Genomic DNA, 13153 nt, shown 5'->3' on the forward strand with positions numbered 1-13153 from the left:
CCTGCTCAGGATGCCAGTCGTGCAGTTCCTAGGATGAGTGACATGGTTCCCGACATCGCGCCCCCGGACACGACTGCCCCGGCTGCGACCGTCGGCGTACCCGACCGGCCGACCGTCGACGGGCTCGAGGACAAGTGGATCGCCCGCTGGACGGAGCAGGACACCTACGGCTTCGACCGCGCCGCCGCGCTGGCCGCGCCGCGCGAGCAGATCTGGTCGATCGACACCCCGCCGCCGACCGCCAGCGGCTCGCTGCACGTGGGCCACGTCTTCAGCTACACCCACACCGACATCGTCGCCCGCTACCAGCGGATGCGCGGCAAGCACGTCTACTACCCGATGGGCTGGGACGACAACGGCCTACCCACCGAGCGGCGGGTGCAGAACTACTACGGCGTGCGATGCGACCCGGCGCTGCCCTACGACCCGTCCTTCGAGCCGCCCGCGAAGCCCGGCAAGGACCAGGTGCCGATCTCGCGGCGCAACTTCGTCGAGCTGTGCATGCAGCTCACGGAGGAGGACGAGGCCGAGTTCGAGAAGCTGTGGCGCCGCGTGGGTCTGTCGGTGGACTGGACGAACGTCTACCGGACGATCTCGGAGTCCTCCCGGGCCACCGCCCAGCGGATGTTCCTGCGCAACCTCGCCCGCGGCGAGGCCTACGCCCAGGAGGCGCCGACCCTCTGGGACGTCACCTTCCGCACCGCCGTCGCCCAGGCCGAGCTCGAGGACCGGGAGCGCCCCGGCGCCTACCACCGGATCGCCTTCTCCGGCCCCGAGGGCCCGGTGTTCATCGAGACCACCCGCCCGGAGCTGCTGCCGGCCTGCGTCGCGCTGGTCGCCCACCCCGACGACGAGCGCTACCAGCCGCTGTTCGGCAAGACGGTCCGGACGCCGGTCTTCGGCGTCGAGGTGCCGGTCGTCGCCCACCGCCTCGCCGAGCCGGACAAGGGTTCGGGCATCGCGATGATCTGCACCTTCGGCGACCTCAACGACGTCACCTGGTGGCGCGAGCTGCAGCTGCCGACCCGCGCGATCGTCGGCTGGGACGGCCGGATCCTGGCCGAGCCGCCGGCCGACGTCCCCGCGGAGCCGTACGCGGAGCTCGCCGGGAAGACCGTCTTCAGCGCGCAGCAGCGCATCGTGGAGATGCTCCGGGAGTCCGGCGACCTGGAGGGCGACCCGAAGCCGATCACCCACCCGGTGAAGTTCTTCGAGAAGGGCGAGCGCCCGCTGGAGATCGTCACCACCCGCCAGTGGTACATCCGCAACGGCGGCCGCGACGGCGACCTGCGCGACGCCCTCGTCGCGCGCGGCCGGGAGATCCAGTGGGTGCCCGAGCACATGCGGCACCGCTACGACAACTGGGTCGAGGGCCTCAACGGCGACTGGCTGATCAGCCGCCAGCGCTTCTTCGGGGTGCCCTTCCCGGTCTGGTACCGGCTCGACGAGGCGGGTGAGCCCGACTTCGAGAACCCGATCCTCGCGGCCGAGGAGTCGCTGCCGGTCGACCCGTCCTCCGACGTGCCGCCCGGCTTCGACGAGGCGCAGCGCGGGCACCCCGGCGGCTTCATGGCCGACCCCGACGTCATGGACACCTGGGCGACCTCCTCGCTGTCGCCGCAGGTGGCGTCGGGCTGGGACACCGACCCGGAGCTGTTCGCCAAGGTCTTCCCCATGGACCAGCGGCCGCAGGCGCACGACATCATCCGCACCTGGCTGTTCTCCACCGTCGTCCGCGCGCACTTCGAGCACGGCACGGTGCCGTGGACGCACGCCACCATCTCCGGCTTCGTGGTCGACCCCGACCGCAAGAAGATGTCGAAGTCCAAGGGCAACGCGACGACGCCGATCGACGTGCTGGAGCGGTACGGCACCGACGCGGTGCGCTGGCGCGCGGCCGGGGCGCGCCCGGGTGCGGACTCGCCGTTCGACGAGGCGCAGATGAAGGTCGGCCGCCGGCTGGCCATGAAGATCCTCAACGTCGGCAAGTTCGTCCTGGGCCTGGGCGCCTCGGCGGCGCTGACTGCCGACGACGTCACCGAGCCGATCGACCGGGCGCTGCTCGCCGGGCTGGCCGGCGTCGTCGACGAGGCGACCGCGGCGATGGAGGCGTTCAACTACACCCGCGCCCTCGAGGTCGCAGAGGCGTTCTTCTGGTCGTTCTGCGACGACTACGTGGAGCTGGTGAAGTCCCGCGCCTACCGGTCGGATGCGGCCGCGACCTCCGCGCAGGCGGCGCTGGCGATCGCCCTGGACGTCCAGCTGCGGCTGTTCGCCCCGGTGCTGCCGTTCGTCACCGAGGAGGTCTGGTCGTGGTGGCAGACCGGCTCGGTGCACCGGGCGCTGTGGCCGACCGCGACCGAGCTGCCGACCGGGGGCGACCCCGCGGTGGTCTCGGTGGCCGCGGCCGCGCTGGCCGGGGTGCGCAAGGCGAAGTCCGACGCCAAGCAGTCGATGCGCGCCGAGGTGGAGACGGCGACCGTCACCGCCCCGGCCGCGCAGGTGCCCGCGCTCGAGGCGGCGCGCTCGGACCTGGTCGACGCCGGCCGGATCCAGACGCTGACCGTGCGCCCGGGCGAGGGTGAGCTCACCGTGGACGTCGTCCTCGCGCCGGCCCCGGAGGCCTGACCCCGCCGGCCGTCGTAGCGATGTGCGGCGGGGGCGCGTTCCGTCGGCTAGAACGCGCCCCCGGCGCACATCGGTAACCGCATCAGCGGGTCAGCTCGACCAGCTTCGTGACCGTGTTCCAGTTCCGGTTGGTGCCGACCTGGCCGAGGATGCGGTCCCACTTCCACCCGCCCATGGCGCTGCCCTGCATGCCTTCCGGCAGCCAGAGGTAGACCTCCCGGCCGCGGACCACGTACTCGCCCCCCTCGGCCGTCGGCGCCGCCGCCACGCGCTCGGGGTCCAGCGGCTCGGGGAAGAACGTGACCGAGTAGCGGGCGTGGTCGTCGGCGAGGTGGCCCAGCGGATCGACGGCCAGGACCTCGGCGAGCTCGTCCGCCGTCCGCACCACCACGGGGACGTCGAGGGCGAAGTGCTGGGCGATGGCCGCGGTCAGGTCGGCGGCGAGCTCGGCCTCGGGCAGCGCGCTGTCGAGGATGACGTTCCCACTGGCCAGGTGCGTGCGGACGGCGCCGTACCCGCGTTCGGTGAGGACCTCGCGCAACCGCGGCATCGAGACCCGGCGCGTGGCGCCCAGGTTGATCGCCCGCAGCAGCGCCCCGTAGCGGGTGGTCACACCGAGACGCTACCGCTACCGCCGCCGCGGTCCGACAGGCAGCGGGCGCCGCGTCCGCGGCGGCTGACTCCGCGGGCGTTGTCCCTCCGGCGGACATCCGGGCGGCCGCGATGCCCATCACGGGGCCAACGCTTCCGACGTCGTCCACAGGTTCGCCGGAGCTGCCCCGCGCCAGGAGCACGGCCAGCAGGCTGGGCCGGTGCACGACATCCTCCGGCTGCTCGACCCGATGCGGGTGGCCTCGACCGCGGCCCTCGCGCAGCACGTCGACCCGCGCACGATCAGCCGGTGGCTGGCCTCCGGCCGGCTCGTGCGGCTGCACCCCGGCTGGGTCACCGTCCCGCAGCTCGCCGATGACTGGGCGGTGCGCGCCCATGCCGCCACGTCCTACTGCGGCGGGCCGCTCAGCCACTGGAGCGCGCTCGCGGTCCACGGCCTCGGGGAGGAGTACACGCAGCTGGACGTCACGGTGCCGGCGGGATCGAGGGTCCGGACCACCCGGTGGGTGCGCGTCCACCGGAGCCGGACACCGCTCGGCCTGACCGCTGCGCGCGGCTTGGTGACGACCCCGGTCCCCCGGGCTCTGGTCGACACCTGGGGCGATGCCCATCGCGCGACGGCGATGCGGGCCTCCCCCCGACTCGCCAGAGCCGCGGTGCTCCGTGCGGTGCAGCGCCGGAGCGTGGATGCGGCCGAGGTGACGGGCGAGCTGGCCCGTCGCCCGAACCTACCCGGGCGGTCCGCACTGCACGAGCTGCTGGCGCTCGTCGCGGGCGGTAGCCACAGCGAGCTGGAGATCTTCGGCCTCCAGCACATCCTCACCGTTCCCGGTCTCCCGGAGTGCCGGCGCCAGCACCGGGTCCTCCTGCCGGAAGGGCCGGTTCTCCTGGACGCGGCCTGGCCCGAGGTCCGGCTGGCGGTCGAGCTGGACGGGGCGGCGTTCCACGGGTCGGAGGACGCGCGCGAACGGGACCTCCGCCGGGACGCTTCCCTCGCCGCGCTCGGGTGGCAGACGCTGCGGTTCAGCTACCGGCGGGCCACCTCGGAGCCGGCCAGCTGCCGCGCGCAGATCGCTCAGATCTACCGGCAGCGACTCGGCGTCGTCCCGTGACCGGACATCTGGTCGTCCGGAATGCCGCGTACCGGGACAACGCCCCTGCTCCGAGCGGGAGGGCGGCGGGGCGGCGGGGCGGCGGGGCGGCGGGGCGGCGGGGCGACGGGGCGGCGCGAGCAGACACCCGCGGCGAGGGCTGAACGGGGCGAGAACACCGCGAGCCCGCCCCCGATGTCGGGGACGGGCTCGCGGCGTCAGCTGCGGATCAGGCCGACTTCTCGCGGGGGGCGCGGGAGGGCTTGCGCGGGACGATCGTCGGGTTGACGTGCTCCAGCACGACCTCCTTGGTGATCACCACGGAGGCGACGTCCTCACGGCTGGGGATGTCGTACATCACCGACTGGAGCACCTCCTCCATGATCGCGCGGAGCCCGCGGGCGCCGGTGCCGCGGAGGATCGCCTGGTCGGCGACGGCCTCGAGCGCGTCGTCGGTGAACTCCAGCTCCACGCCGTCGAGCTCGAACAGCTTCCGGTACTGGCGCACCAGGGCGTTCTTCGGCTGGGTCAGGATGTTGATCAGCGCCTGACGGTCCAGCTTCCGCACGCTGGTGATGACCGGCAGCCGGCCGATGAACTCGGGGATCATGCCGAACTTCAGCAGGTCCTCGGGCATGACCTCGGCGAAGGCGTTGGCGTCCTCGATCTCCTGCTTGCCGCGGATCTCCCCGGCGAAGCCGATGCCCTGCTTGCCGGCGCGGGCCTCGATGACCTGCTCCAGGCCGGCGAAGGCACCGCCCACGATGAACAGCACGTTCGTCGTGTCGATCTGGATGAACTCCTGGTGCGGGTGCTTGCGGCCACCCTGCGGCGGCACCGACGCCGTCGTCCCCTCGAGGATCTTCAGCAGCGCCTGCTGCACGCCCTCGCCGGAGACGTCGCGGGTGATCGACGGGTTCTCGCTCTTGCGGGCGATCTTGTCGACCTCGTCGATGTAGATGATGCCGGTCTCGGCCCGCTTGACGTCGTAGTCGGCGGCCTGGATCAGCTTCAGCAGGATGTTCTCGACGTCCTCGCCGACGTAGCCGGCCTCGGTGAGGGCGGTGGCATCCGCGATGGCGAACGGCACGTTGAGCATCCGCGCCAGCGTCTGGGCGAGGTGCGTCTTGCCGCAGCCGGTGGGACCGATCAGCAGGATGTTGGACTTGGCCAGCTCGACGGCGTCCTCGCGGGAGGCGCGGTCACCGCCGGCCTGGATCCGCTTGTAGTGGTTGTAGACCGCGACCGAGAGCGTCTTCTTGGCCTTGTCCTGGCCGATGACGTACTGGTCGAGGAAGTCGTGGATCTCCTTGGGCTTCGGCAGCTCGTCGAACTTCAGGTCCGACGACTCCGAGAGCTCTTCCTCGATGATCTCGTTGCAGAGATCGATGCACTCGTCGCAGATGTAGACCCCGGGGCCAGCGATGAGCTTCTTGACCTGCTTCTGGCTCTTCCCGCAGAACGAGCACTTGAGCAGGTCACCGCTCTCACCGATTCGTGCCACCTGCTGACCTCCACCTCGACAGTCGCCGGTCCTGGTGCCAGGTACCCGCGGGTTGGACCCTGCTGAAGATTTCTGCCCCGTTCGACCTCGCTGACAGGCTGCCCCGCGAGGCTCTCCTCCCAGCGCTTCCGGCCGGGGATCGGGCGTTCGCCGAACGTACCTGCCGCCGCGGACGAGGTGAGGCAATGACTCACCCGGTTCGTCCGTGGCCGTCCCTCATCTGTCCCGTCGCGCCCTCCGACCTCCGACGGTACGGGCCGAACACGCGCCTCGCGCGTCCCCGGCCCGTACCGGATCAGGCGGTGGGGAGGGCGTTGAGCTTGCGGCTCTGGATCACCTGGTCGACGATCCCGTACTCCTTGGCCTCCTCGGCCGTGAGGATCTTGTCCCGGTCGATGTCCTTGCGGACCTGCTCCTGGCTGCGGCCGGTGTGCCGGGCGAGGATCTGCTCCATCTGGGTGCGCACCCGCTCGATCTCGGCGGCGTGGATCTCCAGGTCGGAGACCTGGCCGCCGGCCTCGCCGGAGGGCTGGTGGATCAGCACGCGGGAGTACGGCAGCGCCAGCCGCTTGCCCGGAGTGCCGGCCGCGAGCAGCACGGCGGCGGCCGAGGCGGCCTGGCCCATGCAGACGGTCTGGATGTCGGGCCGGACGAACATCATCGTGTCGTAGATGGCCATCAGCGAGGTGAAGGAGCCACCGGGCGAGTTGATGTAGATGGTGATGTCGCGGTCCGGGTCGGCCGACTCGAGGGTGATGAGCTGCGCCATCACGTCGTTGGCCGACGCGTCGTCGACCTGCACCCCGAGGAAGATGATGCGCTCCTCGAAGAGCTTGTTGTAGGGGTTGGACTCCTTCATGCCGTAGCTCGTGCGCTCCACGAAGGAGGGCAGGATGTAACGGCTGGAGGGCATCTGGAAGCTCATGGGGTTCTCCTCCGAACCGTCAGTTGTCCGAGACGGGGTTGGCCGAGTCGGTCATCGTCGCGCGGCTGACCACGTGGTCGACGAAGCCGTACTCGAGGGCCTCCTGCGCGGTGAACCAGCGGTCGCGGTCGGAGTCCTCGATGATCCGCTCGACGGTCTGCCCGGTGAGCTGCGCCTGCAGCTCCGACAGCTCCTGCTTGGTCCGCCGGAACAGGTCGGCCTGGATGGCGATGTCCGAGGCCGTGCCCCCGACGCCGGCCGAGGGCTGGTGCATCAGGATCCGCGCGTGCGGCAGGGCGTAGCGCTTGCCCTTGGTGCCGGCGGTCAGGAGGAACTGGCCCATCGAGGCGGCCAGGCCCATCCCGTAGGTGGCGACGTCGCAGTCGATGAACTGCATCGTGTCGTAGATGGCCATACCGGCGGTCACCGAGCCACCGGGCGAGTTGATGTAGAGGTGGATGTCGCTCTTGGGGTCCTCGGCGGAGAGCAGCAGCATCTGGGCGACGAGCTGGTTGGCGATGACGTCGTCGACCTGGGTGCCCAGGAAGATGATGCGCTCGCGGAGCAGGCGCTCGTAGACCGAGTCGTTGAGGTTCATCCCCCCGGCCGCGGCGCGCAGCATCGGCGCGCCGGCCAGGTTCGGGTCGGTGGTGCTCACGGGTGCGGTGACCTCCGTAGGACGCGTGTCGTGGCAAGTCGGTCTCGGTGCGGTGCGGGCCCGGTTCGGCCCTCCGGGGGGCGGTACCCCTCGGCGATCGCCTGAGTCCTCTCGACCCTAACGCGGACCTGCGACGGGACAGTCCCCGTGGCGGCGGTGTTCGCCGTCGGCGCAGCGACCGGCCCCGGAACGCCGCGACGCCGCCCCGCCCAGGTGGGCGGAACGGCGTCGTCGGTGCACCGGCCCCCTCCCGAGACTCACCGCGAGCGTGCTCGTGGTGACGAGGAGGGGGTCCTCTTTCAGGCCTTGGTGACGTCCTCGGTGTCCTCGGTCGCCCCTTCGGCGGCCTCGGTGGCGACGGCCTGGACGGCGATGTCGTCGTCCTCGGCCGGCTCCTCCTCGGCGGGGGTCTCCTCGGCGGGCGCCTGGACCGTCTTCGGCCGCAGGGCCTCCAGGTCGACGTTCCGGCCGGACTCGTCGGTGATCGTCGTCTGCTCGAGCAGCTGGGCCAGGGTCTTGGTGCGGCGGACGTCGGCGACGAACTCGGCGATGTTGCCGCTCTGCTGCAGCTGCTGCGCGAACTGCTCCGGGCTCATCCGGTTGCGCTGCGCCTGCGCCATGATCTGCGCCGAGAGGTCGTCGTTGTCGACGGTGACCTCACGGGCGTCGGCGATGGCGTCGAGGATGAACTGCGTCTTGACCGCCTGCTCGACGTTCTTCCGCTGGTCGGCCTCGTAGTCCTCGCGGCTCTCCACGCCCGACATCTGCAGGAAGGCGTCCCAGTCCATGCCGGCCTGCTGGAGCTCCCGCTCGAAGGCCTGGTTGCGCCACTGCACCTCGCGCTCGACCAGGTTCTCGGGGATGGGCACCTCGATGGTCTCGACCAGGTGCTCGACGAGCTTGTCGCGCGCCTGGGCGCCCTGCTGGATCACCTTGGAGCGGGCCAGCCGGGTGCGGACGTCCTCGCGCAGCTCCTCGAGGGTGTCGAACTCGCTGGCGGTCTGGGCGAACTCGTCGTCCAGCTCCGGGAGCTCCTTCTCCTTCACCGAGCGGACGGTGACGGTGACGTCGGCCTGCCGGCCGGCGTCGGGGCCCGACAGCAGGGCGGTCTGGAAGGTCGCCGACTCGTCGGCGGACAGCCCGCGGACGGCGTCGTCGAGGCCCTCCATGAGGTTGCCGGAGCCGACCTCGTAGGACATGCCGGTGGTGGAGCCGTCCTCCAGCACCTCGCCGTCGAGCTTGGCCTCCAGGTCGATGGAGACGAAGTCGCCGTCCTGCGCGGGGCGCTCGACGCCGGTGAGCATCGAGAAGCGCTCGCGCATGACGTCGACCTGCTGGTCGATCTCCTCGTCGGTGACCTCGACGTCGTCGACCGTCACGGCCAGGGAGTCGAGCTCCGGCAGTTCGAGCTGCGGGGCGACGTCGACCTCGGCGGTGAAGGCGAGGGTGTCGTTGTCGTCGAGGCGGGTGACCTCGATGTCGGGCTGGCCCAGGACGCGGACCTGGTTCTCGCGGATGACCTCGGAGTAGATCTCCGGAACGGCGTGCTGGACGACCTGCTCCAGGACGACGGGCCGGCCGAGCCGCTGGTCGAGCACGCGGTTGGGGACCTTGCCGGGGCGGAACCCGGGAACGCGGACCTGCTTGCCCAGCTCCTTGTAGACCTCACCGAAGGCGTGGTCCAGGTCCCCCCACGGCACCTCGATTGCCATCCGGACCCGCGTGGGGCCCAGTTCCTCGATGGTGCTCTTCACAGCGGCAGTGCTCCTCGGTGAGACAGTGGTGTGCAGGCGGCCACGACGACGGTGGCGCCGGGTCGACCCCCGAGTCTAGAGACGTCCGGGGCACGCGCGCGGTGGCGGGATGCGGGCATCGCGCTCGTCCGGTCGGGGTGACAGGATTTGAACCTGCGGCCCCCTGCTCCCAAAGCAGGTGCGCTACCAAGCTGCGCCACACCCCGTGGCCGCCCGAGTCTAGGCGTCGCCCGGCCGCCGGCCAGGGCTGGTCGGTCAGGCGGAGACCCGAGGACGGCGGTCGGCCCACGGCGCGGCCTGCTCGAGCGCGGCGGCCACCCGCACCAGCACGTCCTCCCGGCCGACGGCGGCGACCAGCTGGACGCCGACGGGCAGGCCCCCGTCGGTGCGGTGCAGGGGCAGGCTGATCGCCGGCTGACCGGTCACGTTGAACTGCGCGGTGCACGGCATGAGGCTGTTGGTCCGCCGGCCCTCCTGCTTCGGCCCGGCCGCGGTGAACCAGCCGAGCTCCGGCGGCGGGGCGGCGATGGTCGGCGTCACCAGGAGGTCGAAGCCCTCCCCGCCCAGCTCCTGCGGCGCCCACCACCGGGCCATGCGGCGGCTCCAGGCGCCGAGCCAGGTGCGGGCGCCGAGGTAGTCCTCGGCGGAGAGCTTCCGGGCCACGGCGCGGTACATGACGTTGCGCGGCTCGAGCTCGTCGTCCTGGATCGGCCGGCGCAGCGCCGAGCGTTCGAGCGCGGAGAGGGTGAGCGCGACGTCGGCGGCGATGGTGGTGGTGAAGAAGCGCGGGAACTGCGGGTCGAACATCGCCCCCGGCGTGCCGGGCCCGACGTCGCAGCCGAGGTCCGCGAGCAGCCGGCCGGCGTGCTCCACCGCGGCCCGGCACGCGGGGTCGTCGAGGTACTGCTCCCCCGGGTCGGCGTCGAGCAGCCCCACCCGCAGCCGGCCCACCGGCGCGCCCACCTCGTCGGCCAGCGGCCGGGGCAGCGGCGGGGCGGCGTACGGATCGCCGGGCATGGGCCCGGCGATCGTGTCGAGGACGGCGGCGGTGTCCCGCACCGTGCGGGTGACGACGCCGTCGATGGTGGCGCCGGCCCAGCTCTCCCCCACCTCCGGCCCCTGGCTGACCCGGGCCCGCGTGGGCTTGAGCCCGACCAGCCCGCACTCCGATGCCGGGATGCGGATCGAGCCGCCGCCGTCGTTGGCGTGGGCGACCGGCACCAGTCCGGCGGCGACCGCCGCGGCCGACCCGCCGCTGGAGCCGCCGGTCGACCGGCTGGGGTCCCACGGGTTGCGGGCCGGTGGGTTGGCGGCCGGCTCGGTGGTGATCGTCGTCCCGAACTCGGGCACGTTGGTGCGGCCGAGGACGACGAAGCCCGCCGCGCGAAAGCGTTGCGCGAGGTGGCTGTCGACGCGCCAGCGCACGTCGGCGTCCCGCAGGAACGACGTCCCGTAGTGCGTGGCCTCGCCGGCGACGTGGCAGCCGAGGTCCTTGAGCAGCAGCGGCACACCGCGGAACGGGCCGTCCGGGAGCTCGCCGCGCGCCTCGGCGCGGGCGGCGTCGAACCGGTCGCGGATCACGGCGTCCAGCTGCGGGTTCACCCGCTCGATCCGCTCGATCGCGGCGTCGACGAGCTCGGCAGGGGTGGCCTGTCCGGTGCGGACCAGCTCGGCCTGCGCGGTGGCGTCCAGCCACGTGGTGTCGGTCACCCGGCGCACGCTAGCCGGACTGACCACGGACGTTGTAGCGACGGTCGAGCAGGAGTCATGGAACCGGCCTGTGCTGCACCGCCTCGCGCAGTCGATGATGGGGTGCGCGTCCGGCGCGACCACCCCGGTGCACACGGAGAGGGCGAATGACGAGTCGTCGAGCAGCACTGCTGTTGGTTCCACTGCTGGCCGTCGGTGCCTGCACGAGCAGCGGCGACGACGACGCCGCGGGAGGTGACACGAGCCCCACCACGGCCGCCGAGGTCGAGATGGGCGCCTGCGAGTTCGACGTGCCTGCGGGGGTGGAGATCGACTGCGGCACGCTGCCCGTCCCGGCCGACCGCGACGACCCCGGCTCCGGGGAGATCCAGCTCGCCTTCGGCATCGTCCGCAGCGACTCCGCCAGCCCGGCGGACGACCCCGTCGTCTACCTGTCGGGCGGGCCTGGCCAGAGCACGCTGGAGCTCGTGCCGCAGGGGTTCGGCCAGCTCTACGAGCCGCTCACCGCGAACCGGGACCTCGTGCTCGTCGACCAGCGCGGCACCGGGCTGACCGAACCGTCGCTGGCCTGCGACGAGTACAGCTCGTGGGTCCAGGAGTCACTCGGCTCCGACCTGCCCCCGGAGGAGCTGGAGGCCCAGGCCGTCGAGTCCCTGGAGGAGTGCCGCCAGCGCCTGGTCGACGACGGCATCGACTTCGCCGACTACAACAGCGCCGCCTCGGCCGCCGACCTCGAGGACCTGCGCGTCGCTCTCGGCTACGACGAGTGGAACCTCTACGGGATCTCCTACGGCACGCGGCTGGCCCAGACCGTGATGCGCGACCACCCCGACGGCATCCGGTCGGTGGTGCTGGACGCCGCCTACCCGATCGACGCCGACCTCTACGAGGAGACCCCCGGCAACGCCGTCCGGGCGATGGAGGCCCTGTTCGCCACGTGCGCCGACGACGCCGGGTGCGCCGCGCAGTACCCCGAGCTCGAGCAGACGTTCCAGGGCCTGGTCGACGAGCTGAACGCCGCGCCGGCCCCGATCACCGTGGTCGACCCGACGAACGGGCAGCGCATCGAGGACGAGCTCGACGGGGACTCGCTGGTCGGCTTCCTCTTCCAGACCCTCTACTCCACGGAGCTGGTGCCGCACCTGCCGGAGATCATCGCCGCGGCGGACGACGGCGAGTTCGGGACGATCGGCCTGCTGCTCGGCGCGCTCTCCCAGCAGCTCGAGCTGGTCAGCATCGGGCAGCAGCTGGCCGTCCAGTGCCAGGAGGAGGTCGCCTTCGCCGCTGAGGAGGAGGTCGCCGCGGCTGCCGCCGAGCACCCGCTGGTGGAGGGCTTCTTCGAGGGCGCGCCGACGCTGGGCCCCGGCGTCTTCGACGTCTGCGCCTCGTGGGACGCCGGCGAGCCGGGCGCCGGCGCGAACGAGTCCGTGGCCAGCGACATCCCGGCGCTGGTGCTCGCCGGCGACCTGGACCCGATCACGCCGCCGCGGTGGGGCGAGGAGATCGCCGCGGAGCTGTCGAACAGCGTCTTCGTCCGGTTCCCCTTCACCGGGCACGGCGCGGTGCCCAGCCACGACTGCGCGGTGCAGATCGCCGAGGAGTTCCTGGACGATCCCCGGAGCGAGCCGGCGACCGACTGCGTCGACGACATCGAGCCACCGGCCTTCACCGCGGATGACGTCCAGATCGAGATGACGTCGTTCGAGAGCGAGGAGCTGGGCCTCACCGGGCAGCGGCCGAGCGGCTGGACCGAGGTGATCCCCGGGGTGTGGCAGGACTCGGTGCTGGTCTCCCTGACCCAGCAGGTCGTCCCCGGGGCGACCGCCGACCAGCTTCTCCAGCAGTTGGCGGCTCAGCTCGGCACCGACCAGCCACCCCAGCCGGTCGAGCAGCTGTCGACGGAGGCCGCCACCTGGGACCTCTACCAGCTGGAGGACCTCGGGCAGCGCGTCGAACTGGCGCTCGCCGACACCTCGGACGGCCTGCTGGTGGTCCAGCTGACGACCAGTCCGGCTCGGGCTGACGTCCATCGCGAGCAGGTCTTCCTGCCGGCCGTCGAAGCGCTGGCCCCGCAGTCCTGAGCCGGGCGCCCGGTCCCCCACCTGTCGGTCGGTGACGCCCGCGCTCCGCTCGTCGCGGACCTGAGGCAGGTCTCGCACGACGGGCGGAGATTCGGCCAGGCAGAGAGCCCGTTCGCCCCTCCGGCTGGATCCCGGTGACCACGACTGATCACGCGGAGGGCCCGAGATCGTGCCGGCGGCGATCCGCCGG

At 72.0% G+C, this 13153-nt stretch carries 9 protein-coding genes and 1 tRNA gene; 3 read left to right on the forward strand and 7 right to left on the reverse strand.

The features are described 5' to 3' along the window. Window positions 1-42: 42 nt before the first annotated feature. On the forward strand, window positions 43-2628 hold the full coding sequence (valS, locus tag ACI79Q_RS06705) for a valine--tRNA ligase (protein ID WP_456587607.1): 2586 nt from the start codon (window positions 43-45) through the stop codon (window positions 2626-2628). 82 nt (window positions 2629-2710) lie between these two features. Here valS and ACI79Q_RS06710 read toward each other — a convergent pair whose 3' ends face one another. Beyond that, entirely contained in the window at window positions 2711-3241 is a 531-nt protein-coding gene (locus ACI79Q_RS06710) for a DUF1697 domain-containing protein (protein WP_456587608.1), read from the reverse strand. A 199-nt stretch (window positions 3242-3440) separates the two neighbouring features. Here ACI79Q_RS06710 and ACI79Q_RS06715 point away from each other — a divergent pair, with 199 nt between their 5' ends. Beyond that, window positions 3441-4352, forward strand: coding sequence for a DUF559 domain-containing protein (locus ACI79Q_RS06715; RefSeq protein WP_456596082.1), 912 nt, complete (start codon window positions 3441-3443; stop codon window positions 4350-4352). Window positions 4353-4560: 208 nt separating this feature from the next. Here the strand turns inward: ACI79Q_RS06715 and clpX are convergent, their stop codons facing one another. From clpX to ACI79Q_RS06745, 6 genes are all read right to left on the reverse strand, one after another. Then, window positions 4561-5835, reverse strand: a complete 1275-nt coding sequence (gene clpX, locus ACI79Q_RS06720) for an ATP-dependent Clp protease ATP-binding subunit ClpX (protein ID WP_456587610.1) — start codon at window positions 5833-5835, stop codon at window positions 4561-4563. A gap of 295 nt (window positions 5836-6130) precedes the next feature. Further along, window positions 6131-6760, reverse strand: a complete 630-nt coding sequence (locus ACI79Q_RS06725) for an ATP-dependent Clp protease proteolytic subunit (RefSeq protein ID WP_456587611.1) — start codon at window positions 6758-6760, stop codon at window positions 6131-6133. A gap of 19 nt (window positions 6761-6779) precedes the next feature. Next, entirely contained in the window at window positions 6780-7418 is a 639-nt protein-coding gene (locus ACI79Q_RS06730; protein ID WP_456587612.1) for an ATP-dependent Clp protease proteolytic subunit, read from the reverse strand. 299 nt (window positions 7419-7717) lie between these two features. Further along, entirely contained in the window at window positions 7718-9172 is a 1455-nt protein-coding gene (tig, locus tag ACI79Q_RS06735; protein WP_456587613.1) for a trigger factor, read from the reverse strand. Window positions 9173-9304: 132 nt separating this feature from the next. Then, window positions 9305-9378: transfer RNA gene (locus ACI79Q_RS06740), tRNA-Pro, on the reverse strand. A gap of 49 nt (window positions 9379-9427) precedes the next feature. After that, window positions 9428-10882, reverse strand: a complete 1455-nt coding sequence (locus ACI79Q_RS06745) for an amidase (RefSeq protein ID WP_456614421.1) — start codon at window positions 10880-10882, stop codon at window positions 9428-9430. A 146-nt stretch (window positions 10883-11028) separates the two neighbouring features. On the opposite strand from ACI79Q_RS06745, the gene ACI79Q_RS06750 reads away from it, so the two are divergent. Continuing rightward, complete coding sequence (locus ACI79Q_RS06750; protein ID WP_456614422.1) at window positions 11029-12963, forward strand: alpha/beta hydrolase; 1935 nt, start codon at window positions 11029-11031, stop codon at window positions 12961-12963. Window positions 12964-13153: the final 190 nt, after the last annotated feature.

Source organism: Blastococcus sp. SYSU DS0828 (assembly GCF_054050975.1).

Bases quoted from the DNA above. Each gene is read 5' to 3' on its own strand.
- valS (WP_456587607.1), top strand. From the start codon at position 43: ATGGTTCCCGACATCGCGCCCCCGGACACGACTGCCCCGGCTGCGACC.
- ACI79Q_RS06725 (WP_456587611.1), bottom strand. From the start codon at position 6,760: ATGAGCTTCCAGATGCCCTCCAGCCGTTACATCCTGCCCTCCTTCGTG.
- ACI79Q_RS06750 (WP_456614422.1), top strand. From the start codon at position 11,029: ATGACGAGTCGTCGAGCAGCACTGCTGTTGGTTCCACTGCTGGCCGTC.